This is a genomic window from Methylobacterium pseudosasicola (assembly GCF_900114535.1).
Taxonomy (GTDB): domain Bacteria; phylum Pseudomonadota; class Alphaproteobacteria; order Rhizobiales; family Beijerinckiaceae; genus Methylobacterium; species Methylobacterium pseudosasicola.
In genome coordinates this window covers 1-23591 of sequence record NZ_FOTK01000029.1, presented here as the reverse complement: position 1 = coordinate 23591, position 23591 = coordinate 1, and the positions used below count along the sequence as shown (strand labels likewise).

The 23591-nt window shown below is 69.3% G+C and carries 25 protein-coding genes and 1 tRNA gene; 17 read left to right on the top strand and 9 right to left on the bottom strand.

Annotated elements, in window-relative coordinates; all coding sequences use genetic code 11:
* The first annotated feature begins 118 nt into the window (after positions 1-118).
* A complete protein-coding gene (locus BM228_RS23270) occupies positions 119-817 on the top strand; it encodes a ribonuclease activity regulator RraA (RefSeq protein WP_092044341.1) in 699 nt (232 codons plus the stop codon).
* A 28-nt stretch (positions 818-845) separates the two neighbouring features.
* Here BM228_RS23270 and BM228_RS23265 read toward each other — a convergent pair whose 3' ends face one another.
* Positions 846-1868, bottom strand: a complete 1023-nt coding sequence (locus BM228_RS23265) for an MDR family NADP-dependent oxidoreductase (protein WP_092044340.1) — start codon at positions 1866-1868, stop codon at positions 846-848.
* A 212-nt stretch (positions 1869-2080) separates the two neighbouring features.
* Between BM228_RS23265 and BM228_RS23260 the strand changes: the two genes are divergently transcribed.
* A complete protein-coding gene (locus BM228_RS23260; protein ID WP_244537284.1) occupies positions 2081-2689 on the top strand; it encodes a TetR/AcrR family transcriptional regulator in 609 nt (202 codons plus the stop codon).
* 334 nt (positions 2690-3023) lie between these two features.
* On the top strand, positions 3024-3989 hold the full coding sequence (locus BM228_RS23255; RefSeq protein ID WP_092044338.1) for a DMT family transporter: 966 nt from the start codon (positions 3024-3026) through the stop codon (positions 3987-3989).
* Between the two features lie 22 nt (positions 3990-4011).
* Here the strand turns inward: BM228_RS23255 and xylB are convergent, their stop codons facing one another.
* On the bottom strand, positions 4012-4785 hold the full coding sequence (gene xylB, locus BM228_RS23250) for a D-xylose 1-dehydrogenase (RefSeq protein WP_092044337.1): 774 nt from the start codon (positions 4783-4785) through the stop codon (positions 4012-4014).
* A gap of 190 nt (positions 4786-4975) precedes the next feature.
* Here xylB and BM228_RS23245 point away from each other — a divergent pair, with 190 nt between their 5' ends.
* Positions 4976-5389, top strand: a complete 414-nt coding sequence (locus BM228_RS23245; protein WP_092044335.1) for a flagellar biosynthesis repressor FlbT — start codon at positions 4976-4978, stop codon at positions 5387-5389.
* Between the two features lie 18 nt (positions 5390-5407).
* Here BM228_RS23245 and flaF read toward each other — a convergent pair whose 3' ends face one another.
* Entirely contained in the window at positions 5408-5782 is a 375-nt protein-coding gene (flaF, locus tag BM228_RS23240) for a flagellar biosynthesis regulator FlaF (protein ID WP_092044334.1), read from the bottom strand.
* Between the two features lie 168 nt (positions 5783-5950).
* Here flaF and BM228_RS23235 point away from each other — a divergent pair, with 168 nt between their 5' ends.
* Positions 5951-6193, top strand: coding sequence for a hypothetical protein (locus BM228_RS23235; RefSeq protein ID WP_092044332.1), 243 nt, complete (start codon positions 5951-5953; stop codon positions 6191-6193).
* 523 nt (positions 6194-6716) lie between these two features.
* Here the strand turns inward: BM228_RS23235 and mgtE are convergent.
* Entirely contained in the window at positions 6717-8087 is a 1371-nt protein-coding gene (mgtE, locus tag BM228_RS23230; RefSeq protein ID WP_092044331.1) for a magnesium transporter, read from the bottom strand.
* Positions 8088-8521: 434 nt separating this feature from the next.
* On the opposite strand from mgtE, the gene pqqA (BM228_RS23225) reads away from it, so the two are divergent.
* The 3 genes from pqqA (BM228_RS23225) to BM228_RS23215 all read left to right on the top strand — a co-directional run bounded on the left by pqqA (BM228_RS23225) (position 8522) and on the right by BM228_RS23215 (position 9967).
* Positions 8522-8611, top strand: coding sequence for a pyrroloquinoline quinone precursor peptide PqqA (gene pqqA / locus BM228_RS23225; protein WP_007559223.1), 90 nt, complete (start codon positions 8522-8524; stop codon positions 8609-8611).
* Positions 8612-8688: 77 nt separating this feature from the next.
* Entirely contained in the window at positions 8689-8778 is a 90-nt protein-coding gene (pqqA, locus tag BM228_RS23220; RefSeq protein ID WP_007559225.1) for a pyrroloquinoline quinone precursor peptide PqqA, read from the top strand.
* Between the two features lie 214 nt (positions 8779-8992).
* Positions 8993-9967 carry an NAD-dependent epimerase/dehydratase family protein gene (locus tag BM228_RS23215; protein ID WP_092044329.1) on the top strand — a complete coding sequence of 325 codons (975 nt, stop codon included), beginning with the start codon at positions 8993-8995 and terminating at the stop codon, positions 9965-9967.
* 225 nt (positions 9968-10192) lie between these two features.
* Here BM228_RS23215 and BM228_RS23210 read toward each other — a convergent pair whose 3' ends face one another.
* Together BM228_RS23210 and BM228_RS23205 are read right to left on the bottom strand one after the other, a co-directional pair.
* Positions 10193-11440, bottom strand: a complete 1248-nt coding sequence (locus BM228_RS23210; RefSeq protein ID WP_092044422.1) for a NupC/NupG family nucleoside CNT transporter — start codon at positions 11438-11440, stop codon at positions 10193-10195.
* Positions 11441-11496: 56 nt separating this feature from the next.
* Positions 11497-12141 carry a TetR/AcrR family transcriptional regulator gene (locus BM228_RS23205; protein WP_244537283.1) on the bottom strand — a complete coding sequence of 215 codons (645 nt, stop codon included), beginning with the start codon at positions 12139-12141 and terminating at the stop codon, positions 11497-11499.
* A 99-nt stretch (positions 12142-12240) separates the two neighbouring features.
* Here BM228_RS23205 and BM228_RS23200 point away from each other — a divergent pair, with 99 nt between their 5' ends.
* From BM228_RS23200 to BM228_RS23190, 3 genes are read left to right on the top strand one after another with little or no spacing between them, the layout of a single operon-like run.
* On the top strand, positions 12241-13092 hold the full coding sequence (locus BM228_RS23200) for an SDR family NAD(P)-dependent oxidoreductase (protein ID WP_092044328.1): 852 nt from the start codon (positions 12241-12243) through the stop codon (positions 13090-13092).
* Between the two features lies 1 nt (position 13093).
* Positions 13094-14002 (top strand): alpha/beta hydrolase, encoded by a 909-nt coding sequence (locus BM228_RS23195; RefSeq protein ID WP_092044326.1) that lies wholly within the window; start codon positions 13094-13096, stop codon positions 14000-14002.
* Entirely contained in the window at positions 13999-15474 is a 1476-nt protein-coding gene (locus BM228_RS23190) for a flavin-containing monooxygenase (protein WP_092044325.1), read from the top strand. Before BM228_RS23195 ends, BM228_RS23190 begins: the two co-directional genes overlap by 4 nt.
* A gap of 18 nt (positions 15475-15492) precedes the next feature.
* Here BM228_RS23190 and BM228_RS23185 read toward each other — a convergent pair whose 3' ends face one another.
* Positions 15493-17520 (bottom strand): putative bifunctional diguanylate cyclase/phosphodiesterase, encoded by a 2028-nt coding sequence (locus BM228_RS23185; RefSeq protein ID WP_092044323.1) that lies wholly within the window; start codon positions 17518-17520, stop codon positions 15493-15495.
* Positions 17521-17701: 181 nt separating this feature from the next.
* On the opposite strand from BM228_RS23185, the gene BM228_RS23180 reads away from it, so the two are divergent.
* Together BM228_RS23180 and BM228_RS23175 are read left to right on the top strand one after the other, a co-directional pair.
* A complete protein-coding gene (locus tag BM228_RS23180) occupies positions 17702-18769 on the top strand; it encodes a spore photoproduct lyase family protein (RefSeq protein ID WP_092044322.1) in 1068 nt (355 codons plus the stop codon).
* 50 nt (positions 18770-18819) lie between these two features.
* The gene (locus tag BM228_RS23175; RefSeq protein WP_092044320.1) at positions 18820-19278 is read left to right on the top strand and encodes a nucleoside deaminase; all 459 of its coding nucleotides are present in this window, start codon (positions 18820-18822) and stop codon (positions 19276-19278) included.
* A 13-nt stretch (positions 19279-19291) separates the two neighbouring features.
* Here the strand turns inward: BM228_RS23175 and BM228_RS23170 are convergent, their stop codons facing one another.
* A complete protein-coding gene (locus tag BM228_RS23170; RefSeq protein WP_092044319.1) occupies positions 19292-19603 on the bottom strand; it encodes an ETC complex I subunit in 312 nt (103 codons plus the stop codon).
* A 26-nt stretch (positions 19604-19629) separates the two neighbouring features.
* A tRNA-Pro gene (locus tag BM228_RS23165) sits at positions 19630-19706 on the bottom strand.
* Positions 19707-20143: 437 nt separating this feature from the next.
* Between BM228_RS23165 and BM228_RS23160 the strand changes: the two genes are divergently transcribed.
* The 4 genes from BM228_RS23160 to BM228_RS23145 all read left to right on the top strand — a co-directional run bounded on the left by BM228_RS23160 (position 20144) and on the right by BM228_RS23145 (position 23452).
* A complete protein-coding gene (locus BM228_RS23160; protein WP_167367798.1) occupies positions 20144-21076 on the top strand; it encodes an SMP-30/gluconolactonase/LRE family protein in 933 nt (310 codons plus the stop codon).
* A gap of 195 nt (positions 21077-21271) precedes the next feature.
* On the top strand, positions 21272-21979 hold the full coding sequence (locus BM228_RS23155) for a glutathione binding-like protein (protein WP_092044316.1): 708 nt from the start codon (positions 21272-21274) through the stop codon (positions 21977-21979).
* A 7-nt stretch (positions 21980-21986) separates the two neighbouring features.
* On the top strand, positions 21987-22562 hold the full coding sequence (locus BM228_RS23150; protein WP_092044314.1) for an NUDIX domain-containing protein: 576 nt from the start codon (positions 21987-21989) through the stop codon (positions 22560-22562).
* Entirely contained in the window at positions 22559-23452 is an 894-nt protein-coding gene (locus tag BM228_RS23145; protein ID WP_092044313.1) for an inositol monophosphatase family protein, read from the top strand. The genes BM228_RS23150 and BM228_RS23145 overlap by 4 nt, the downstream gene beginning before the upstream one ends.
* Positions 23453-23591: the final 139 nt, after the last annotated feature.

Below are 23591 nucleotides of genomic sequence, written 5' to 3'. Positions count from 1 at the left end.
GCCCTGCGGAGAGAACGCAGCAGGACAGTAACCTGGGGCTGTACGCGATTGGATTCCAATCGGGTACAGCGCTCGGCAGCGGGCGAGACCGTCCGCCCCAGCCGGGAAGGATACGCGGATGTCGAGCGACGCCCAGATCGTCGAGACCCTCTCGAAGGTCACCACTGCCACGATCACGACGATCCTGCTCAAGAAGGGGCTGCGCAACGTCTGGCTGCGCGGCACGCGGCCGTTGAGGCCGGGGCAGCCCCGGATCGTCGGCCGGGCCTTCACTCTGCGCTTCGTCCCGGCCCGCGAGGACCTTGCAACCCCGGAATCTTGGTCGTCCCCGACCTCAACGCGCGCAGCGATCGAGGCGATGCCGGCCGGCTGCATCGCGGTCGTAGACGCGATGGGCGTCACCGATGCCGGGATCTTCGGCGATATCTTGTGCGCCCGCATGGCCAAGAAGGGCGTCGCCGCCCTGGTTACGGACGGTGTTGTCCGTGACGTCGCCGGGGTCCTGGGCACCGGCCTACCGGTCTGGTGCCAGGGTGCGGCGGCCCCGCCCTCCGTGGCCGGCCTGACCTTCGTGGCATGGCAGCAACCGATCGCCTGCGGCGGCGTCGCGGTGTTCCCCGACGACGTGATCGTGGTGGACGAGGACGGCGCCGTACTGATCCCAGCAGCCCTGATCGACACCGTGATGGAACTCGCCCCCGAGCAGGAGCGCTTCGAGGGCTGGATCATGGAGGAGGTCGGCAAGGGCGCGGCGCTCCCGGGCCTCTACCCGCCGAACGCCGAGAACAAGGCGCGCTACGAGGCCAGCAAGGGCTGATTGGCCCGAACTCGGCACAAGTCGCCGGTCACACCTCCACCATGACGAGGCCCTTGAGCCGGCCTTCGCAGGCGTCGTGCAAGGCGCGGGGCGCGTTCTCCAGCCCCACGACCTTCGAACAGGCGAAATGGAGCCCCGCCTCGCGCTGCCAGGCGATCCAGTCCGGGAACGCCTCCGCGTAGTCCCGGTCGGCGCTGTAGCCGCGTAGGGTGACATCCTTGAGGATCAGCTGGAACGAGTCGAGCTCGACCGGGGCGACGATGCTGGCGCCCGCGACGTTCAATTCGGCGGTGAGCGCGCCGAGCAGGACGAACCGCGCCCCCTCGCGTGCGGCGCCCGCCGCGGCGGTCAGCTGCGCGCCGCCGACCATGTCGACGAACACGTCGACGCCGTCCGGCGCCGCCGCCTTCAGCTGATCCGCGATCGAGCCTCGATTGCGCAGGATCACCGCGTCATAACCGAGATCGGTCGTCATCCAGTCAGCCTTGTCCTGGGTGCTGGTGCTGCCGATCACCCGCGCGGCGCCGAGCCGGCGGGCGATCTGCCCGGCCATCGACCCGATCGCCCCCGCGCCGCTCGAGACGAAGACCGTGTCGCCCGGCCTAACGCGGATGCCGCGCGTCAGGGCGGCATAGGCGGTCCAGCCATGGCCGAGATAGGCGGCCGGCTCGATCGGCCCTTGGCCCAGCGCGATACAGCTCCCGGCATCGACGACCGCATAGTCGCGCCAGCCCAGGGGATGCGAGACGAACCCGCCGACCTCGAACCCGCTGCCGGCCGGGCAGGCCACGACCTCGCCGATCGCGCCATCCGCCAGCGCATCGCCGGGCTTGAGTACCGGAAAGGGAATGCCCTCGACCGCCTGTGCATCCGGGTTCGCCATCAGCCGCGTCGAGATGGAGACGCGGAACCAGCGATTGCGCACGACCAGATCGTTCGGGCCGGCCTTGGGCAAGGCAGCCTCCGCAATGGTGAGATCGCGCGGCTGGATCATCCCATCGGGATAGGCGCGGAGCCGGACTTCGCGGCAACGCTCCACTGTACGGTCCATGGCGTATTCCAGGATGGGGTTTGCGGCGCGCGGGCAAGGCCGCTGCCGGGACGGCGCGGATCTATCAAAATGACTGGTGGTCAGTCAATTAAATCTGCGAGCTTTTGCTCGACGTGGCCCTTGCCGCTACCGGGGCGGCGCCCGGACCCTTTCCATCGCGGCGATATCCGGTCAGGCAGAGGCCGAATGCCAGCCCGTCGTGAGATCGCTTCGTGCCGACCAAGCCCAAACCCGCCAAGCCAAAGCCTCGGACGAGGCCTCCCGAGGAACGGCGCGAGGATCTGATAAACGCCGCCGAGCGCCTGTTCCTCGATCAGGGCGTGGCCGCGACCACCATCGAACAGATCACGACCGGGGCGGGCGTGGCGAAGGGCAGCTTCTACCTGCACTTCGCCGCGAAAGAGGATGTGGTTGAGGGTTTGCGCCGGCGGTTCGTCGATCGACTGCGGGACGCCATCGCGGCCGCAATCGAGGAACAGCCGGACGGGGACTGGCGCGGGAAGCTGGCGGCCTGGGTGACGGCTTGCGGCCGTGGCTATACCGAGTCCGCGCGCTTGCACGACATCGTCTTCACCGACGTGCCGCCCCCAAATCAGGACGGTCTGGCCGACAACGTTCTGATCGATCATCTGGCGCAACTGCTCACCGATGGCGGCGCCGCGAAGGCCTGGATGATCGCGGATGCGCGCTTCACCGCCGTGTTCCTGTTCAACGCCCTTCACGGCGTCATCCTCGACGCCGCCAGAAAGGGGCAGGCAGACGCGATCGAGCCCAAGATCGTGGCGCATTGTTTTCTGCTGGTGGGGCTGGAAACCGCGTGATCGGCGCGGCCTGATCTGCAGCTATCGAGCGCCGCCTCCTTCCCAGGCAGCCCCGCCCCTTGGCGGTAAGTTCCGGAAAGCGCCCAGCCAGTGGGATTACGAGGCTTCCGGTGCGCCAAAGTCTTTCAGGATGCGGCGGAAGCCGGAAAATCCCCATGTGGGACATCACGAAAGAATATCGGAGCACTGATTGCCGCCATCAGCGAAAGACAATTTCATCTGAGCAAAATTCGACTTCTTGGCCTCGTGGAAAGGGCGAATTCAACAGCAAGAAACGGGTTGCCTGCGCCCGATGCGGAACCCTAGGCTCGGATCGACCTGTTGGAGATCCCCCATGTCGCCCGCCGGGAACCGCTCCATGTCCGCGCCCGAATGGGCGATGCTGCTCGCCCTGTCCGTGCTGTGGGGCGGCTCGTTCTTCTTCACCGGCATCGCGCTCTCCGGGCTGCCGCCCCTCACCCTGGTCGTCCTGCGGGTCGGGCTCGCCGCGCTGATCCTGAACCTCGTCCTGCCGCTGAACGGGCTGCGCCTGCCGCGCGGGCTCAGGATCTGGACGGCCTGCCTCGGCATGAGCCTGCTGAACAATGTCCTGCCCTTCTGCCTCATCGTCTGGGGGCAGACCCATATCGCGTCCGGCCTCGCCGCCATCCTCAACGCCACGACGCCGCTCTTCACCGTCATCGTCGCCCATCTGCTCACCACCGACGAGCGGATGACCGGCAACCGGCTCGCGGGGGTGCTGGTGGGCTTGGGCGGCGTCGCCGTGATGGTCGGCCCCGCCGCGCTTGCGGGGCTCAGTGCCGGTCTCCTGGCGCAGCTCGCCGTGCTCGGTGCGGCCCTGTCCTATGCCTTCGCGAGCGTGTTCGGGCGGCGCTTCCTGGGCCTGGGCGTCCCGCCGCTCGCGTTGGCGGCCGGGCAGGTCACGATGTCCACGCTGGTGTTGCTGCCCGTGGCGCTCGCGATCGACCGGCCCTGGACCCTGCCGATCCCCGGCGCGCCCGTTTGGGGTGCGGTCTTCGGGATCGCGACGCTGTCCACGGCGCTGGCCTACGTGCTGTATTTCCGGATCCTGGCGCGGGCGGGGGCGACCAACCTCTCGCTGGTCACCTTCCTGATCCCGGTCTCGGCGATCTTGCTCGGGGCGCTGGTGCTGGGTGAGCGCCTCGAGCCGCGGCACTATCTCGGCATGGCTCTGATCGGCTGCGGCCTGGCGGCGATCGACGGCCGTCTCCTCCGCCGCGCCCGCGATGCGATCCGGAGGGTCAACGCTGCCCCCACGCCGCGACCGCGGCGCGGGTGAGTTCACGAATCGAGTTCATGTTTCAGCGCCAGCCGGCGTCGATGAAGTAATTGTGCCCCGTGCACATGCGGGCGTCGTCGGAGGCCAGGAACAGCACCAGGGCGGCGACGTCGGAGGGCTGGATCCGGCCGTCCAGGCACTGGGAGGCGACGAGCTCGGCTTCGCCCTCCGGGGTGTACCAGCGCTCCTGGCGGGGCGTCTGAACGTTGCCGGGCACGATGGCGGAGACCCGGATGCCGTCGCGGCCGAGGTCCCGGGCGAGCGCCCGGGTCATCCCCTCGATCGCCGCCTTGGCGGTCTGGTAGAGCGGCATGTCCTTCAGCCCGAGATGCCAGCTGATCGAGCCGAAGTTCAGGATCACGCCACCCCCAGCCCGGCGCATCGCCGGCACCGCGGCCTGGGCGGCGAAGAACAGGTGACGGAGATTCACCGCCATCCGATCGTCCCAGTAGGCGGGCGTGACCTCGTCGAGCTTGTGGCGGTCGTCGTTGCCGGCATTGTTCACCAGCACGTCGAGGCCGCCGAGTGCCGTTTCCGCCTCCGCTACCAGGGCGCGGACCGCCTCGACATCGGTGAGGTCGCAGCGCCGGTAGAGCGGCGGATGCGCCGCGCCGGGGGAGAGCCGCGCCACCAGCGATTGCGCGGGCTCGTCAGCAATATCGCAGAACGCGACGCGGGCGCCCTGGGCGACGAAGGCTTCGACCAAACCTTCGCCGATACCGGAGGCGCCCCCGGTCACCAGGATGCGCTTGTCGCGAAGAGACGGGTAGATGGCACGCGTCGAAGCGGAGGACATTGGCAATTCTCCGAAGGCTGAGGCGTCGCAGAATCACGAACTCTGCGAAGGCTCTTCGAAGAGTCGACGTTTAGCGGGTCGCGACGATCCTGTCCCGATCGCCGGCCCGGAGGCCGAGGGCCGGCAACCATTGTCCAAACGTTAACGCTTTGGGACTCAGATCGGCGCGTCTTCTAGAAAGGAACACGCGATGCCGCTTCGCCTGGAGCTCAAGCCGTTCGAGCGGCTCATCATCAACGGCGCCCTGATTCGCAACGGCGACCGGCGCTCGACCTTCCTGATCGAGACCCAGTGCAAGTTTCTGCGCGAGAGCGAAATCATCACGGAGAGCGAGGCCGACACGGCCTGCAAGCAGATCCACCTGACCCTGACGGTGATCTACCTGGCCGACGATCCGGCTTCGGGGATCGACCTGTTCTTCCAGCAAGCGGCCGAGCTGATTCGACTGGCGCCGGCGGCGGCCCCGCAGATCGCCGCCATCGCGGAGGCCGTGGAATCCGGGACGTTCTACCCGGCGATCAAGCTCGGCCGGAAGCTCGTCGAGTGGGAGAGCGCAGCCCTGGCCCAGCAGGCGATGCCGCCGGAGCCCGGCGCGGCCGCCTGACCGCGCCCCCTCCCCGGCTCAGCCCGGATTGCCCTGGAGGCCGGCGGCGATCTCGTTGTTGATCGCCACGAGGTTGGCGATCTTCTCAGGGGTCGGCTCGATCATCGTGTCGAGGCAATTGCGCAGGACGAACACGCCCAGATTGCAGATGCCCTGCTTGATATCGACCGGCAGCGGGTTCTCCTCGGCGGTCGCCTCGGAGGCCAGGATCGTCCAGACCCGCTGGTTGAACGACAGGGCCTCGTTGAGCGGCCGGGTGTCGCCGGTCGCGAGCCCGTGGCTGGCACCGACCAGTTGCTGGGCCGCCTTGATCAGCACCGCCGATTCGGCCTCGCGCGGCGTCATGGGAGCCGACCGGGATGTCCGGGCATAGGCATTGGCGGCGTAGTTCATAGGCAGTCCAGCCCCGTCATCTGACCTGCCGGGCGGGCAGGCTTGCGTGTAGCTGTCGCAGATCAAGTGTTAAGGGCGCGTGAGCATTCGGTCCGCCATGATCCCGCCGGGTTGGACAGGGACCAGAGACTGTGGCCCCAGAAGACCGGCCTCCGGATCGCGTCAGAGATGTTGAATTTCTTCCTCGGAACCGTGGCCGGCGGCCTGATCGCCGCCGTTCTGACCATCGCGGCGGCCCGGCAACCGGAGGTTCAGGCGCGCCTCGGCCTGAGGCCCGCGCCGGTGGTGGCGGCCCTGGCCGCCGTCCCGAAGCCGCGCGAGCCGGATTGCGTCAAGCCGGCCGAGGGCCCGACGGTCGGCACGCGGGACATGCTGTTCAACCGCCAGCGGTTCTGGTCAGTGGCGCCCTGACCGGCCGGGCGTATTCCCAGATCGGAGCGTTTTCCCCTCCCCTTGCGGCTACGGCCGACACAGGTTTCAGGCGCGGGCACTGCAACGCGCCTCCTTTCCCGCATCGGCTACGATGGTCACACATCGCTGCCAGATTTGGGCCAAGGTTAATCCCAAGCGCGTCTCCCTCCCCCCTCTGCGGGGGAGGGTGGGCCGGCCGTCAGGCCGGGTCGGGAGAGGGGAACCCGGGTTCAGACAAGGGCGCGACCGGCATGACCGGCGAAGCCAGATGCTGCACCGTCGCTCCCCTCTCCCGACCCCCTTCGGGGGCCACCCTCCCCCACAGAGGGGGGAGGGAGGGCGCGTGTCCACTGCGATGCGACTGCTGTTGCACCGGGAACCACCCAGACAGCGTTTTATGAATCCGTTAAAGCGCGCCGCCGAAGCGGATACCGGTTCGGAGCAAGCGAGCGCGTTCAATCAAGGACTGAGAGCCGTTCCCGATTGCAACGCGATCGGGAACGGCTCTGGCGATCGCGCGCCCCTACAGCAGCGTCCCCCGCAGGATCAGCAAAGCCACGGAGAAATAGATCACCAACCCGGTGACATCGACCAGGGTCGCCACGAACGGGGCCGAGGCGGTGGCGGGGTCGAAGCCGATCCGTTGCAGGATGAAGGGGAGCATCGAGCCAGCCAGCGAGCCGAACATCACGATGCCGACCAGGGCCGCGCCGACCGTGGCGGCGACCAGCGGCCAGTGCTCCCCGTAATCGTAGAGGCCGAGCTTCTGCCAGGCCACGATCCGGATCACCGCGATCACGCCGAGGATGCTGCCCAGCACGATGCCGGTGGGCAGCTCGCGCAAAGCCACGCGCCACCAATCCCCCAGGCGGATCTGGTGCAGGGCGAGGGCCCGGATCAGCAGCGAGGTCGCTTGAGAGCCGGAATTGCCGCCCGAGCTCATGATCAGCGGGATGAACAGGGTCAGGACGATCGCCTTCTCCAGTTCCCCCTCAAAACCCTGCATCGCCGAGGCGGTGAGCATCTCCGAGAGGAACAGCGCGCAGAGCCAGCCGGCGCGCTTCCGGATCATCGTGAAGAAGCCGATATCCATGTAGGGCTCGGGCAGCGCCTCCATGCCGCCGAAGCGCTGCACGTCCTGAGTCTGCTTCTCGATCATGGCGTCGATCATGTCGTCCACCGTGACGATGCCGATCACGTGCCCGACCGCGTCGACCACCGGCAGCGCCAGCAGGTCGTATTTCGAGATCAGACGGGCGGCTTCCTCGCGGCTCGCCGTGGGCGAGACCGCCAGCGGCCGCCGGCCGGGGGCGACGCTGAGCACGTTGTCGTTGGGATCGCCCGAGATCAGCCGGCGCAGGGGCACCGCCTTGGTGAGCGCCCGGGTGCGCGGGTCGAGCACGAAGATCGCGTAGATGGTCTCGCGGGTCTTCTCGACGTGGCGGATGTGCTCCAGGGTCTGGCCCACCGTCCAGGTGCCCGGCACCGTGACGAACTCGGTGGTCATCAGCGAGCCCACCGTCTCCTCGCCGTAGGCCGAGAGGCGGTCGACGGCGCCGCGAGTCTCGGCATCGAGGCGGGCGCGCAGGTCGGAGCGGCCGGGCTCCTCGATCTCCCGGAACACGTCCGTGACCCGGTCGGCCGACATGCCGGACAGGTAGCCGGCCACCCGGTCCCGCGGCAGCATCTCGATGATGTCGGCGGCGCAGTCGAGTTCCGGCTGGTCGAGCACCTCGATCGCCCGCTCCATCGGCAGGCCGAGGATGATCGCCGCGGCGACCTCGGGGGCCTCCTCGTTCAAGGCCTCGACGATGTCGGGGGCGCGCTCGTCCGACAGGCGTGCGGCCAGCACGGACGGGTCGACGCGCGCGTCGATGGGGGCGATCTCGTTCATGGCCTCGCCTCTCGGGTTCCGAGACGGCGCGCCGCCGGTCTGCTGGCTCTCAGGGCCGCGACCGGTGAGCCACGCCGCGCACCCCGCGGCCGGGCCTCTCAGCGGCTCAGGCGGGATGACGGCGCGTCGCCGGGCACGGCAGGCACGATCGGTCTGGCACGTCGCTTCGCTGGTCGATGCTGAAAGGGAGCGCGGCGCTTCCGAATGGCGGCCCCGCGCGGCTGCCTCGTGCCCCCGCGGAAAAATTCCGTCAAGCCGAAACCGGCGCCCGTCCCGAGCCCGTTTCATGCGCGCGGCACGCTGTGGCTGGGACGCCGCGGCCGGGGACGAGCAGGGTCGGTCCGGCGCCTATGAGAAATATAAGTGTTGTGCTCACTTGTATTGCGTCCAAGATATTGCCTATATGGATCTCAGCAACAACGAGGAGAAACGCCATGGCTTGGTCTGCCCCGATCGTGTCCGAGATCTGTGTCGGCATGGAAGTCACGAGCTACGAGTCGGCTGAGATCGACACGTTCAACTGATTCGACCCAGTCCCCGGGTCGCTGGAGAGCCGGGGATGACGTCTTCACCACCAACCAACTGTTACTTGGAGGAAATCATGGCCTGGTCCGCTCCCGTCGTGTCCGAGATCTGCGTCGGCATGGAAGTCACGAGCTACGAGTCGGCTGAGATCGACACGTTCAACTAAGACGTCCCTCTGACGTTCAAGAGCGCCGCTTCAGCCGAAGCGGCGCTTTTTGTTTGTGGGGTGTCCCGCTGGGCGATCTTGATCGCCGACCGCACTTCGGATCTCTTCGCCCCGACCTCATCCTGGGGGCCGCGTGCAGCGGACGCCGCCTGGGATCCTTCGAGAAGTCGCGGCGCACACCCCGACGGGGACGCCGGTCCTTTAGGGTCGGGCCATGCACGTCCTGCTCACCGGCTCCTCCGGCGGGCTCGGCCGGTTCCTTGGCCCTCGCCTGCGGGCCCTCGGCCATCGCGTGACCGGTCTCGACGTGGCGCCGGGGCCCGACACCGATCTGGTAGGCTCCGTGGCGGATCGGAGCATCGTCAGCCGGGCGTTCGATCGCGGGATCGAGGCCGTGATCCATGCCGGCGCCCTGCACAAGCCCGATATCGCGCGCTACCCGGCGCAGGCCTTCGTGGACTGCAACGTCACGGGCACGCTGAACCTCCTGGCGGCGGCGGTGGCGGCCGGGAACGACCGGTTCGTGTTCACCTCCAAGACCTCGCTGATGATCAGCCAGGCGATCCGCGACGAGGCCGGCGATGCCGCGATCTGGCTGGACGAGGCCAGCGGGCCGCTGGCGCCGCGCAACATCTACGGGGTGACCAAACTCGCCGCCGAGGGGCTGTGCCGGCTCGCCGCCGCCGAGCGCGGGCTGGCCTGCGTGGTCCTGCGCACCGGCCGGTTCTTTCCCGAGGAGGACGACACCCATCGGGACCCCTCCGGCGAGAACCTGAAAGCCAACGAGTTCCTGAACCGGCGCCTGACGGTCGAGGACGCCGCGGAGGCGCATGTCGCGGCGCTGATGCGCGCGCCCGCTCTCGGATTCGGCCTGTTCGTCCTGTCTGCGCCGACGCCCTTCGACCGCGCCGAGGCCCGGGACCTGAAGCGGGATGCCGCCGTCGTCATCGCGCGCCACTTCCCCGATGCAGCGGAGCTCTACGCCCAACGAGGCTGGACGCTTCCCGCCAGCATCGGCCGAGTCTATGATTCACGTCTGGCCGAGACCGCCCTCGGCTTCCGCTGCCGGACCGGCTTCGCCGAGATCCTGGACGCCCTGCGGGACGGACGCCCCCTGCCCTTCGCGCACGACCCGACCTACGTCTCGCCGAAGGAGACCGGATACGGCGGCCCGGCCTTCGGTCCCTGACGCCCCCTCCCCTCAGGCCTGGCGGATTCACACGTCGTTCCGGCGGCAAGCATTTGAAGCCCCGCGTTTTTCCCCTCCCCCTTGCGGGGAGGGTCAGGGGTGGGGGTGGTGCAGGGTGGGGGGCAGCGGTGCCTTCTGAACCACCCCCACCTCCCACTCCTCCCCGCAAGGGGGAGGAGAGCGCGTTGCGCCTTAAGCAATGCGATGTGTGACCATCGTCGCCCCTCAGGCCACGAACATCCCGGCGATCGCCGCGCTGGTGAGGTTCGACAGCGTCCCGGCCAGGATCGCCCGCAGCCCGTAGCGGGCGACCTCGGCCCGGCGCTCGGGGACGAGGCTGGAAAAGCTCGCGAGCTGGATCGCGATCGAGGCGAAGTTGGCGAAGCCGCACAGGGCGAAGCAGACGATCGCCTGGGAGCGCGGGTCGAGGGCGCCGCCCTTCAGGCTCGGCGACAGGTTGGCGTAGGCCAGGAACTCGTTGAACGCGATCTTCTGGCCGATGGCGCCGCCGACCAGGGTGGCGCTCTCCCAGGGCACGCCCAGAAGCCAGGCCAGCGGCGCGAGCGCCCAGCCGAGCACGCCCTCGATCGAGGCCGCCGGATAGCCGGCCAAGCCGCCGACATAGCCGACGATCCCGTTCGCCAGGGCGATCAGGCCCACGAAGGCGATCAGCATCGCGCCCACCGAGACCGCCACGGCGAGGCCCTTCTGGGTGCCGTCAGCCGCCGCCTCAATGATGTTGGCCGCCCGGGTCTCGCCGAACTCCACCCGGGTGGTGGCGATCCGGGTCGGTTCCGTAGAGGGCATCAGGATCTTGGCGTAGAGCAGCCCCCCGGGGATCGCCATCACGGAGGCCGCGAGCAGGTAGGTCATCGGCACGCCGAGCGCCGCGTAGCCCGCCAGGATCGACCCGGCCGTGGAGGAGGCGCCGCTCGCCATCACGGCGAACAGCTCCGCCCCGGTGAGCAGCGGCAGGAACGGGCGCAACGCCACCGCGATCTCGCTCTGGCCGATGGCGATGGTGATCACCGCCGAGAACGATTCGATCGGCGAGGTGCCGAGGATCCGCCGGAGCACGGCGCCGAGGCCCCGGGCCAGCGCCTGCATCACGCCGAGATGGTACAGCACCCCGATCAGGGCCGAGACGTACAGGATCTGCGGCAGCACCCGCAGGGCCAGGATGAAGCCGGAGCCGCCGAACAGCTCGAACATCTTGGGCTCGACCAGCCCGCCGAACAGGAAGGCCGTGCCGCGGTCGCCGTAGGAGAGCCCCGTCACCACCACGTCGGCGGCGGATTTCAGCGCGGCCTGCCCGGCGGGCAGGAACAGGACCAGGGCGCCGAGCCCGACCTGCAGCGCCAGGGCGGTGAGCACGACCCGGGGCCGGATCGCCCGGCGGTTGGTGGAGAACAGGGCGGCGATCGCCAGCAGCAGCAGCACGGACAGGCCGGCATGGATCACTCGGTCGGGCATCGTGTCCTTGGGTTTCGAGCTTGGCAGCCGGATGGAAGGTTCGGGCCAACCGCGCATCAGCCCGGGCGATCGGCCACGAGATAGGGGGCGAACAGGGCGCTGACCTGCGCGAAACCCCAGTCGAGATCGGCCTGGGTCAGCTCGGTGCCGCCCTGTAGCCGGTGGCTCATCCAGTGGCTGGAGACGATCCAGGCGTTGTCGATGAGCCGCCCCAGCGCATCCGGCGCGATCCGCAGCCGCCCGGCCCGCATGGCCGCCTCGAACACGCCCCGGGCCAGCGCCTGCGTCCGCGCCCTCAGGGCATGGACCCGCGGGCGCAGGGCCGGGGCGATCTCCACCATGGCGATGCCGTCGCGATAAATGCAGCGGTAGCGCCAAATCAGGTCGAACCAGCCCCGCTGATAGGTCAGCAGCGCCTCCGGGGCCGCGGGATCCGCGGGCATGCGCCCGGCCACCGCCTCGGCCTCGCTCTCGAAGGCCGAAAACAACGCCTCCACCAAGCCGCTCTTGCGCGGAAAATGGTACTGGAGGTTGCCCTCCCGGATCCCGGACGCCGCGGCGATCTCCGCCGTGGTCACCCGGCCGAGGCCGCGGGCATTGAACAGCGCGAGACTCTGCGCGAGGATCTTGTCGCGCGTCCCGGTGGGTCGCTCCGGGCCGTCGCCCCCTCGCCCTCTGCGGCTATCGCTGCGCAGCATCATGCCCGATTCCACTCTAGGGTGTTCACCCTAGACAATCCGCGTGGCCGGCGCTATCCCCAGCGGGTCGCCGGGCACGCCAGGCGGAACGGGAGGCGTGGCTTGGCCCAGAAACTCCAACTCGCGGGCGCGGTGGTGCTCATCACCGGCGCCGCGAGCGGCATCGGCGCCGCCCTGGCGCTGGGATTGGCGGCCAAGGGCTGCAGCCTCCTGCTGGTCGACCGCGACGCGGCAGGTCTCGAAGCCGTCGCCGAGAAAGCCCGCGCGGCCGGCGCCGCGGTGGAGACCCGAAGCCTCGATCTCGCCGACGCGGAGGCGATCCAGACGCTCCCGGGTTGGGCCGAGGGCCGGTTCGGGCGCCTCGACATCCTCATCAACAATGCCGGGGTGGCGCTGGGCGGCCGGTTCGACGAGACGCATCTCGAAGACTTCGAGTGGCTGATGGACATCAACCTGCGCGCCGTCGTGCGGATGTGCCACGCCTTCCTGCCGATGCTGCGCGCCCGGCCGGCGGCCCAGATCGTCAACCTGTCGAGCCTGTTCGGTCTGATCGCCCCGCCCGGCCAGGTCGCCTACGCCACCAGCAAGTTCGCGGTGCGCGGCTTCACCGAGGCCCTGAGGCATGAATATGCCGGCACCGGGCTCGGGGTCACGGTGGTCCATCCGGGGGGCGTCGCCACCGCCATCGCCCGCAGCGCGCGCAGCCCGCGCCCGCCCACCGACCCGGAGGCGGCCGAGCGCGCCCGGGTGGAGGACGAGAAGGCCCGGGAGGCGTTCGGCAAGCTGCTGACGCTCTCGCCCGAGGACGCTGCGGCCGCGATCATCCGCGGCATCGAGCGCCGGCAACCCCGTATCCTGATCGGCAAGGACGCGAACAGCGCGGCCCTGATCCAGAGGCTGATGCCGGCCGGCTACTGGAAGACGATCGTGCGCCTGTCCGGCGGGAAGGTCTGAGATGGCGAGCCTGCGTGCGTATCTCGGTACCTGGATGGTCCGAAACAAAGTCCGCGGCCCCCTGTCGAAGGCCCGGGACGCGGCCGCGTTCCGCCGGATCTTCGAGGCGCCGGCCTTCGCCGACCCGAAGGGCGTCACCTATGAGCCCGGCACGGTCGGCGGCGTGCGGGGGGAATGGGTCCGGCCGAAATCCGGCCCCGGGCGGCGGATGCTCTACATCCATGGCGGCGGCTTCATCGCCTGCTCGCCGCGCACCCACCGGCCGGTGACCGGGGCGCTGGCCCATCGCGGCTTCACGCTGTTCGTCCCCGATTACCGCCTCGCCCCCGAGCACCCGTTCCCGGCGGCGCTGGAGGACGCAATCGCCGTCTGGCAGGCGTTCAGTGCTGAGGGGCCGGCCTGCGTCGCCGGCGAGTCGGCCGGCGCCAACCTCGCCCTGGTGCTGATCGGCGAGACCCGGGCGCGCGGCCTGCCGTTGCCCTGGGCCGCGGCCCTGTTCTCGCCGGCCACCGATTTCGTCTCCGAGGACGGCTCGCGGCACACCAATGCCTGGCGCGATGCCATGTTCGACCCCGGGGCGCTCGCGGTGATCCGCACCATGTATCTCGGCAAGGCCGACCCGGCCGATCCCCGGATCTCCCCGATCAACGCCGACCCGACCGGCTACCCGCCCCTGCTGTTCCATGTCGGCGAGCGCGAGGTTCTGCGCGACGATTCCATCCGCATGGCCGAGAAGGCCCGGGCGGCCGGGGTCGTGACCGAGCTGAAGGTCTTTCCCGTCGTGTCCCATGCCTGGCAGTTCGCCGCCCATATCCTGCCGGAGGCGCGGGCCTCCCTCGACGAGGCAGCGAACTTTCTGAAGGCGCATGCCCCGCAGAACGCGGGCGGATCGGGGAGTGCTTCGCGATGAGTGCGCAAGATGCCGCCCCAACAATCCTGGAGGTGCTGATCGTCGGTGCCGGGTTCTCCGGCCTCGCTATGGCGATCCGCTGCAAGCAGGCCGGGATCGGTCCCCTGCGGGTGATCGAGAAGGCCGAGGGCATCGGCGGCACCTGGCATGAGAACACCTATCCGGGTGCGGCCTGCGACGTGCCCTCGCACCTCTATTCGCTGTCCTTCGCCCCTAAGGCCGACTGGACGCGGATGTATGCGCCGCAAGCCGAGATCCGCGCCTATCTGCGCGAGACTGCCGAGCGCAACGGGCTGATGCCGCTGATCCAGCTCAAGACCGCCTTCACCGGCGCGACCTGGGACGAGGCCCGCGCCCTCTGGCAGGTGGAGACCGATCGCGGGCCGTTGACCGCCCGGGTGATCGTCTCCGGCATGGGCGGCCTGCACCATCCGGCCTATCCCGACCTGCCGGGCCGAGACAGCTTCGCGGGGCCGGCCTTCCACACGGCGGTCTGGGATCATTCCGTCGCACTCGCGGGCAAGCGCATCGGGGTGATCGGCACCGGGGCGAGCGCGATCCAGGTCGTGCCGGAGCTCGCCAAGGTCGCCGCCCACCTCACCCTGTTCCAGCGCACCCCGCCCTGGATCATGCCCAAGCACGACCACGCCATCGCGGAGGCCACCCAGGCGCGCTACCGGCGCCTGCCGCTGCTCCGGCGGATCGAGCGGGCGCGGCTTTTCTGGCTGCACGAGCTGCGCGCGCTATTCGGCTTCACCAAGGTCTCGAAGCTGACCAAGCAGGCGGAGGGCCTGGCCCGCCACCACCTAGCCAAGGCGGTGAAGGACCGAGACCTGCGGGCGAAGCTGACGCCGAATTACCGCCTCGGCTGCAAGCGCGTGCTGATCTCCGACGATTACTACCCGACCCTGCAGCGCCCGAACGTGACGCTCGAGACCGGAAACATCGCCCGGATCACCGAGTCCGGCGTGACTCTGGCGGACGGCACCGCCCACGAACTCGACGCGATCGTCTACGCCACCGGCTTCGACGTCACCGGGAGCTTCGCCCGGATGGATCTCGTCGGGCGCGGCGGTCTGCGCCTCGCCGACGCCTGGGCCGGCGGCGGGATGGGCGCCTACCAGGGCATCACGGTGGCGGGATTCCCCAACTACTTCATGCTGCTCGGTCCCAATACCGGGCTGGGGCACAACTCGATCGTCTCGATGATCGAGGTGCAGGTGCAGCACGTGCTCGACTGCCTATCGGCCCTGCGCCGGGGCGCCCGGGACATCGAGGTCCGCCCGGAGGCGCAGGCTCGGTTCCTGGACCGTATCCGGGCCCGGCTCGCCGACAGCATCTGGCAGGCGGGCGGCTGCCGCAGCTGGTACCTCGATGCCGAGGGCCGCAACACGACCCTGTGGCCCGACTCGGTGATGGCCTACCGCCGCAGCGCCCGGCGCGCCCGGATGGCGGATTACCGGCTGGGGTGAGGCCGCGACCGGCCTGAGTCAGGCCGCCTGCGTCCGGTTGGCGAACAGGGTGGCTTCGAGGGTCGATACCGGCATCGGCCGGCCGAGATGGTAGCCTTGCAGGAACGGGCAGCCCATCGCCTGGAGCGTCTGCAGATCCTCCTGCGACTCGACTCCCTCGGCCACCACTTCGAGCCCGAGCAGGTTGCCGAGGCCGAGCACCGCCAGGACCAGACCGCGCTTGTCGTCGGAGGCGCTGAGCCCGGTGACGAAACTCCGGTCGATCTTGATCCGGTCGGCCCGGAGCTGGCGCAGGGACGACAGCGACGAGTAGCCGATGCCGAAATCGTCGAGCGCCACCCGGATGCCGGCGCGCGATAGCGCCTGGAGCTTGCCCTGCACGGCGCCGAGATCGAGGGCGGTCTCCTCGGTGATCTCGATCTCGAGCTGGGCGGGCGGCAGGCCCAGCGCCCCGAGGCGCGCGATCACGATCTCGTCCACCGGGATCTGCGCCATCTCCCGGGGCGAGACGTTCATCGCCACCCGGACGGTGCCGAGCCCCTCCGCGCGCAGGATCTGCATCATCCGGCAGACCTGATCGAGGATGAACCGCAGGAGCGACTCAGTCAGCCCCGCCATCGCGGCCGCGGCAATCAGGTCGGGGGGCGCGATCCAGCCGAGGCGCGGGTGCTGCCAGCGCACCAGCGCCTCCAGCCCGACCAGGGTCCGGGCATCGAGCGCGTAGATCGGCTGGAACCAGACTTCGAGGGCGTTCTCGACCAGGGCGTGCGACAGGTCGCGCTCTAGGTCCCACCGCATCTCCAGGCGATCGCGCAGCCCCATGTCGAACAGCCGGAAGCGGTTCCGACCGGCGGCCTTGGACGCGTAGAGCGCCTCGTCGGCGCAGCTCAGCATCGCCATCAGGTTGGGCTCGGGCTCCGCATGGACGCCGATGCTGACCCCGAGCCGCCCCTCGTCGAACCCGTCGAACGGCTGGGCGACGGCGGCGATCAGGCCGGCGGCCAGATCCGCGTAGGGCAATCCGGTCGCCTCCGGATCGTACAGGACCGCGAACTCGTCGCCGCCGAGCCGGGCGGCGAGGCCGCCCGGGGGCAACGTGGCCCGCAGCCGGCGGGCGACCTCGACCAGCACCCGATCGCCGGTCTGGTGGCCGTAGACGTCGTTGACCGACTTGAAGCCGTCGAGGTCGAGGAGCAGCAGGCAGGCCGTGCCGGTGGTCAGGCACGGCTCGGCCTGCTGGATGAAGGCGGCGCGGTTCAGCAGGCCGGTGAGGTCGTCATGGGTCGCGCGCCAGCGCATCTCCTCGACCAGCGCGTTGGCGCTGGCCTGGGCTTCGGCTCGGGAGCGAGCCAACGCCGTGGCGTCGTTCTTCAGCCGGCTCGCCTCGCGAAAGCCCGCCTCGCTCTGGAACGCCGTGCGCGAGAGGGCGGCGAGGTAGAGCAGCACGCAGGTCGCCAGGCAGGCACGGTCGAACCCGCCGGCCGCGAACAGGCAGAAGGCCACCGACAGCAGCGGCAGCAGGATGAAGCTGAACGGGATCCGGGCATAGGCGGTGCCGTGGGTCACCGCGCCGGCGGTGATCCCGCAGGTGATGGTGAGGTAGAACAGGGTCTGCGGCGAGGTGTAGCCGGCGCAGAGCAGCGGTAGGAACGCCCAGACCAGCCCCGACAGCAAGGCCGTGCAGGTGCAGGCGCGCAGATGCCGCTCCACCGAGCGGGAGGCCTCCGCGGCCATGTCCGGCGGCATCGCGGCCGTGAGGGCGAGGCCCGGGCAGGCCGCCCGGCACAGCCCGATCCGCAGCAGGTTGGCGCCGGTCGAGGCCGCGTACCAGATCATCCCGGCGCGGCCGTTGCCGGCCTGGAACGCCACCAGCACGCTCGCGAGCCCGAGCAGCATGTTGACGGGAATCGCCGTGAGGACGCTGCGGCGCACCGCCTCGAGCTGGTCGCGACGGACCAGCGCCGCCAGCCGCCGACCCGAAGCGTCGGGCGCCCTGCCGGGGCCTGCCAGGCCCGGGAGCGTGTCCTCCAGGTCGTGAAGCGTCATCGTCCGTCCAATCAGAGGCGCACGATCATCGGCCAAGAGTCGTAAGAGAGTGTTGAACGAGCCGATCCGCGGTTTCTACTGATCGATCCCGCCGGATTGGGACCGCGCGTCGCAAGCCATTCCGGTCCCGCCGTCCCGCGCCATATCCGATCTCGGGCCGCCGCCGGGCCCCGGATCCCCCATGGCCCTGACCAGCGACCTCCTCGACATCCGGACGATCTACCACGAGCCCACGGTCGACGCGTTTCCAATCGGGCGGGAGATCCTGACGCGCTTCCCCGACGCGGAGCGCATCCCGGTGCCGTCGCACTGGAACATCCCGGCGCTCCACGGGAACGAAGGCTCGGTGGAGGATTGGGTGCGGATCAAGCGCTCGACCCTGGTGCTCGGCGTGAAGAAGGGCCTGACCATGCGCCCGAACGGCCGCAGCGCCCATTTCATCGCGCCCTCGACCTCGAACGGCTGCGCCATGGCCTGCGCCTATTGCTACGTGCCCCGGCGCAAGGGTTTCTCGAACCCGATCTCGCTGTTCGTGAACATGGAGCAGGCCTGCGCGGCGATCGCCCGGCACGCCGGCCGCCAGGGGCCGCTGACGGAACCCGACACGATCGATCCGGAATACTGGATCTACGATATCGGCGAGAACGGTGACCTCTCCGTCGATGCGGCGGTGAGCACCGGCGTGCGCACCCTGATCGAGCAGTTCCGCACCCTACCGAACGCCAAGGCGTCCTTCGCCACCAAGGCGGTCAACCGCGAACTCCTCGCCTACGACCCGCAACGCAAGACGCGGATCCGCTTCTCGCTGATGCCCGCGCGGATCGCCAAGATCGTCGATGTCCGCACGACCCCGATCCCGGAGCGGATCGCCGCGATCGACGACTTCGTCGCCGCCGGCTACGAGGTCCACGCGAATTTCTCGCCGGTGATCCTCTACGAGGGCTGGGAAGCGGATTGGCGCGCGCTGTTTGCCGAGATCGACGCCACGCTCTCGGACGCCGCCAAGGCCCAGCTCAAATGCGAGATCATCATGCTGACCCACAATGCGGGCCTGCACGATGTGAATCTCGGCTGGCACCCGAAGGCCGAGGAGCTGCTGTGGCGGCCCGACATCCAGGAGGCGAAAATCTCCGAGGGCGGCGGCACCAACCTACGCTACCGGACCGGCTGGAAGGGAAAATGGCTCGCCCGGTTCAAGGCCCTGCTGGCCGAGACCATGCCGTATTGTGCCGTGCGCTACGCGTTCTGAACCCTCGGCCCGACGGCGCGTTGGCGCGGGCATTCCAGAGAGGCGCAGCGATGTCGGACCACGAAGCCTATATCCGCGAGGCGGTGGCGCTCGCCGAGGCGAATATCTTGGCTGGCGGGTCTCCCTACGGCGCGGTGATCGTGCGGGACGGCGCGGTTCTGGTCCGGGCCGCCAATACGGTGCACGCCACCAACGACCCGAGCGCCCATGCTGAGATGGTGGCGCTCCGCGAGGCGAGCCAGATCCTCGCCCGCCGCGACCTCTCCGATTGCGTGATGTATGCGAGCGGGCGCCCCTGTCCGATGTGCCACGCTGCGATGCGGCTGGCGGGCTTTCGCGAGGGCTATTTCGCCTTCTCGGCCGAGGAGGCCGAGGAACACGGGGCTGCTAACGCGACGCTCTACACGGAACTGTGCCGCCCCCTGGACGAGCAGCCGATGCGCCTCAGCCAAATCCGCCCCGGGGGCGAAGCACCCTACGCCGCGTGGCGGGCGCGCCGCGGATCCTGACGGGTCCGACGCTTCAGTGCGTCCAGGGCGCCGTGCGGTTGAACTTGAAGTTGTCCGAGTAGGACAGGCCCCGGCGGGAGACCGGCTTGGCCGGCTGCTCGACCCGGTAGGCGATGCCCTCGCGCTTGGCGTAGGCCACCGCCTCTTCCTCCGTGTCGAATTCCAGCCGCACCTGCTGCATCATGTCGGCCGATCCGTTCCAGCCCATCAGCGGATCGATCTCGCGCGGGCTGGTCTGGTCGAACTCCAGGATCCACTGCTTGGTGCGGGCCAGGCCCGACTGCGTGGCATCCCGGGACGGGCGGAAGATGCGGGCGCTCGGCATCTGGACTCGACAAGCTCCTGATCGAATGGTCGGGGCGATAGGATTCGAACCTACGACCCCCTGGTCCCAAACCAGGTGCGCTACCAGACTGCGCCACACCCCGACACCCCGTTGGGGGCTCAGATCCCTAGCGTTTCGGGGGTTCGGACGCAACGGGGCAGCCGGCCGCGGCCGTGCACGAACATCGATGTTGATTGTGCGCAACCAAGATCCAGTCAAAAAACGCCCCCCTTCACTTGTCAGACAATTCATCGGCGACTAAGGTCTTTATCGGGACGGCGAGGGCTGATTCTCGCACCGGCGAACCGACTGCATTCCATTGGGGGCGGTGGAAGGGCGGGTCGGCAACCGGCGGTGGGGGATCTTGGTCCTCGTCGCTCCCGCGCTATCGCGCTCCGGGCTCCCTCACCGGACCTTGACGGGCCTTGAGGCCGACGCCTGCGCGGCAGCCGCTCAATCCCCTGGCATCTCCCCGGCGATTCTGTATCGCAGGCGCCGCGCGCCAAGCCGCGTGCCGGTGGAGGAGATCAGCCCGTGTGGATGCCGAGCGCGCGCTATCCCGATCCGGCCATCGAGATTCTCGACGCCTCCTTCGCCCGCTACCGGGTGTTCAGCGCGGCGGTCGAGCGGCTCGCCACCGGATGCCGCTGGTGCGAGGGGCCGGTCTGGTTCGGGGATGGGCGCTATCTCCTGTGGAGCGACATTCCCAACAATCGGATCCTGCGCTGGGACGAGGAGAGCGGCGCGGTGGGCGTGTTCCGCAGGCCGTCGGGCTTCGCCAACGGCAATACCCGCGACCGGCAGGGGCGGCTCGTCACCTGCGAGCATGGCGGCCGGCGGGTCGTGCGGACTGCGTATGACGGCGCGGTTACGGTGCTGGCCGAGTCCTTCGACGGGAAGCGCCTCAATTCGCCGAACGATGTCGTCACCGCGCGCGACGGCTCGGTCTGGTTCACGGATCCGACCTTCGGCATCGCCGGATACTACGAAGGCGAGCGAGCCGAATCCGAATTGCCGCAGAACGTCTACCGGCTGGACGCGGAGACCGGCGTCCTCGAAATGGTCGCGCATGACATCGCCGGGCCGAACGGCCTGTGCTTCTCGCCGGACGAATCACGGCTCTATCTCGTCGAATCCCGCGGCGAGCCAACCCGGCGCATCGTCGCCTTCGACGTGGTCGGCGGCCGGACCCTGCGCGATCGGCGGGTCCTGATCGATGCCGGGCCGGGCACCCCGGACGGGATCCGGTGCGATACCGATGGCAACCTCTGGTGCGGCTGGGGCATGGGTGACGACGCGCTGGACGGCGTGATGGTGTTCAACCCGGAGGGCCGCCTGATCGGCCGCATCCGCCTGCCGGAGCGCTGCGCCAATCTCTGCTTCGGCGGGCGGCACCGGAACCGCCTGTTCATGGCGGCGAGCCAGTCGCTCTACGCCCTCTACGTGGACATCCAGGGCTGCCCCGGCGGCTGAGGCCGCATTGCGGCAACCGGCCCGGGCCATGCTTGACCGGAGCGCGTCACAGGCCCACCTCCCGAGCGCCGGGGCTCGGGGCCTCCTTCCGGATCGTGCATCCACGAGGCGGCGCGCGAGCTTTGTTTTGGCATCATCTTTTTTCGAAAGCCGGCACCCACCGTCCGGGATGATGCGCCAGCGGGACACAATCCGATGATCGATTTGTACTATTGGCCGACGCCGAACGGCCACAAGGTCACGATGTTCCTCGAAGAGGCCGGCGTTCCGTACCGGATCAAGCCGATCAACATCGGTAAAGGCGAACAATTCAACCCGGACTTCCTCAGGATCGCCCCGAACAATCGCATGCCGGCGATCGTCGATGACGAGCCGGCCGATGGCGGCGCGCCGGTTTCTCTGTTCGAATCAGGCGCGATCCTGTTGTATCTCGCCGAGAAGACCGGGCGCTTCATCGCGAGCGATCTGCGCGGCCGGGCCGAGGTCCTGCAATGGCTGTTCTGGCAGATGGGTGGACTCGGGCCGATGCTCGGCCAGAACCATCACTTCTCGCAATACGCGCCCGAGAAGATCGACTACGCGATCAAGCGCTACGTCAACGAGACCAACCGGCTCTACGGCGTGCTCGACCGGCGCTTGGCCGACCGCCCCTACGTCGCGGGTTCCGAGTACTCGATCGCCGACATGGCCAGCTACCCGTGGATCGTGCCGTGGGAGAAGCAGGGCCAGAACCTCGACGAGCACCCCCATCTCAAGCGCTGGCTCACCGCCATCGCGGAGCGGCCCGCCACCAAGGCGGCCTATGCAAGGGCGCCCGAGGTCAATCCCGATCACGGCAAGACCATGAGCGAGGACGCCAAGAAGGTGATGTTCGGCCAGACCGCCGCGACCACCAAGCGCTGACCCGATCATGAGCGACACGCAGACCGCCCTCCCCATGCGGGTGATCCACAGGGGGTGGAACACGTTCGGCATCGCCACGCTCACCCAGCCCGACGGCAGCACGGTGCCCCGGGCCCTGGAGGACCATGGCGAGGCGGCCTGCGTGCTGCCCTACGATCCCGAGCGGCGGGTCGCCCTGCTGGTCCGGCAGAACCGGGTCGGCCCCGCCTTCTGGGGCGAGCCCGCTTCTCTCGACGAGGCCCCCGCGGGCGGCCTGGACGGCGGCGAGCCGGAGGAGACCGCGATCCGCGAGGCGATGGAGGAGGCGGGCCTGCGGCTCGAACGGCTCGAACCCGTGACGCACGCCTACAGCATGCCGAGCGTGTCCTCCGAGCGCCTGTGGCTCTACCTCGCCCCCTATGCGGAATCCGACCGGGTCGGCCCCGGCGGCGGCCTGCCCGGCGAGGGCGAGCAGGTCGAGGTGCTGGAATTGCCCCTGGCCGCCCTCGCGGAGCAGGCGCGCGCCGGCCGTCTGATCGACCTCAAGACCCTGGTCCTAGTCCAGGCGCTGATGCTGCGCCGCCCCGAGCTGTTCGCCGCATGATCCAGCCCGACGCCCCGATCGACGCCGTCCTGGCGGAGATGCTCGCCTTCGCCGAGGATGCGGCCCCGCTGGCGCTCGCGATGCGGGCATCCGGGCTCGCGATGACCAACAAGGGGCCCGATCTCGGCCAGGCGCTGACGGAGGCCGACCTCGCCGTCAGCCGCCTGCTGCACGCCCGCTTCGGCCCGGACCTGATCGAGGAGGAGACCGCCGACGATCTGGGGCACGCGGCCGCGAAAGCGATGCTGGCCCGAGATGCCTGGACCTTCGTGGGCGACCCGATCGACGGCACGCGGCCCTTCGCGGGCGGCCTGTCGGGCTGGGGCGTGATGGTGGCGGCCTGCCGCGCCGGCTGGCCTCGGGCCGGCGTGATGAACCTGCCGGCCTGGAACGAGGACCGCTCCGGCCCCGCCCGCATCGAATCTCCGGAGGCGGCCCGGGGCATCCTGTTCGCGGCCTATGAGGGCCGGGCGTTCTGGGCGCCGACCCGGGGCGGGCGCCGGACGGAGGCCCTGCGCGCGCTGAAGCCCACTCCGAGCCGCACCGGCCATGTCGGCTGGCTCGCCGTCGCCGCACAGCGCTTCACCCTGGATTATGGGCGGGCCTGGTTCCCCTGGAGCGAGGGCGGATCGATCTCGGACGCCGCGCTCCTGGCCACCGGGCGGCTCGACGCGACGGTTATCAACAGCATGCTGTGGGACCTGGCGCCGATCCTGCCGCTGTTCGAGGCGCTGGGCTTTCGCCTCTACCACTGGCCCGACCTCGCCGCCCCACCGGCCGCCTTCATCGACCTGTTCGACGCGAAGCTGTCGGCTCACGACGACCTCTGGCTGGTCTGCCGGGACCGCGACCAGGCGGCCGATCTGGCGAAAGCGATCCGCAAGGCCTAGCGGCCGGTCCGACGCTTGAAAAATCCAGGTTTCAAAAGGTCTTCGACCCAGCCCTTTTAAGGTGTTTGTTGTGTGCCCAAGTCGTTGGGATGAGAGGATCATCAGACGGATTGGGGTGTGTCTGGTCGGCCGTTCTGGA

Coding starts and splice junctions, on each gene's coding strand:
- BM228_RS23270 (WP_092044341.1), top strand. CDS start 119: ATGTCGAGCGACGCCCAGATCGTCGAGACCCTCTCGAAGGTCACCACT.
- BM228_RS23265 (WP_092044340.1), bottom strand. CDS start 1,868: ATGGACCGTACAGTGGAGCGTTGCCGCGAAGTCCGGCTCCGCGCCTAT.
- BM228_RS23255 (WP_092044338.1), top strand. CDS start 3,024: ATGTCGCCCGCCGGGAACCGCTCCATGTCCGCGCCCGAATGGGCGATG.
- xylB (WP_092044337.1), bottom strand. CDS start 4,785: ATGTCCTCCGCTTCGACGCGTGCCATCTACCCGTCTCTTCGCGACAAG.
- BM228_RS23245 (WP_092044335.1), top strand. CDS start 4,976: ATGCCGCTTCGCCTGGAGCTCAAGCCGTTCGAGCGGCTCATCATCAAC.
- flaF (WP_092044334.1), bottom strand. CDS start 5,782: ATGAACTACGCCGCCAATGCCTATGCCCGGACATCCCGGTCGGCTCCC.
- BM228_RS23235 (WP_092044332.1), top strand. CDS start 5,951: ATGTTGAATTTCTTCCTCGGAACCGTGGCCGGCGGCCTGATCGCCGCC.
- mgtE (WP_092044331.1), bottom strand. CDS start 8,087: ATGAACGAGATCGCCCCCATCGACGCGCGCGTCGACCCGTCCGTGCTG.
- pqqA (WP_007559223.1), top strand. CDS start 8,522: ATGGCTTGGTCTGCCCCGATCGTGTCCGAGATCTGTGTCGGCATGGAA.
- pqqA (WP_007559225.1), top strand. CDS start 8,689: ATGGCCTGGTCCGCTCCCGTCGTGTCCGAGATCTGCGTCGGCATGGAA.
- BM228_RS23215 (WP_092044329.1), top strand. CDS start 8,993: ATGCACGTCCTGCTCACCGGCTCCTCCGGCGGGCTCGGCCGGTTCCTT.
- BM228_RS23210 (WP_092044422.1), bottom strand. CDS start 11,440: ATGCCCGACCGAGTGATCCATGCCGGCCTGTCCGTGCTGCTGCTGCTG.
- BM228_RS23205 (WP_244537283.1), bottom strand. CDS start 12,141: ATGATGCTGCGCAGCGATAGCCGCAGAGGGCGAGGGGGCGACGGCCCG.
- BM228_RS23195 (WP_092044326.1), top strand. CDS start 13,094: ATGGCGAGCCTGCGTGCGTATCTCGGTACCTGGATGGTCCGAAACAAA.
- BM228_RS23190 (WP_092044325.1), top strand. CDS start 13,999: ATGAGTGCGCAAGATGCCGCCCCAACAATCCTGGAGGTGCTGATCGTC.
- BM228_RS23185 (WP_092044323.1), bottom strand. CDS start 17,520: ATGACGCTTCACGACCTGGAGGACACGCTCCCGGGCCTGGCAGGCCCC.
- BM228_RS23180 (WP_092044322.1), top strand. CDS start 17,702: ATGGCCCTGACCAGCGACCTCCTCGACATCCGGACGATCTACCACGAG.
- BM228_RS23175 (WP_092044320.1), top strand. CDS start 18,820: ATGTCGGACCACGAAGCCTATATCCGCGAGGCGGTGGCGCTCGCCGAG.
- BM228_RS23170 (WP_092044319.1), bottom strand. CDS start 19,603: ATGCCGAGCGCCCGCATCTTCCGCCCGTCCCGGGATGCCACGCAGTCG.
- BM228_RS23160 (WP_167367798.1), top strand. CDS start 20,144: ATGCCGAGCGCGCGCTATCCCGATCCGGCCATCGAGATTCTCGACGCC.
- BM228_RS23155 (WP_092044316.1), top strand. CDS start 21,272: ATGATCGATTTGTACTATTGGCCGACGCCGAACGGCCACAAGGTCACG.
- BM228_RS23150 (WP_092044314.1), top strand. CDS start 21,987: ATGAGCGACACGCAGACCGCCCTCCCCATGCGGGTGATCCACAGGGGG.
- BM228_RS23145 (WP_092044313.1), top strand. CDS start 22,559: ATGATCCAGCCCGACGCCCCGATCGACGCCGTCCTGGCGGAGATGCTC.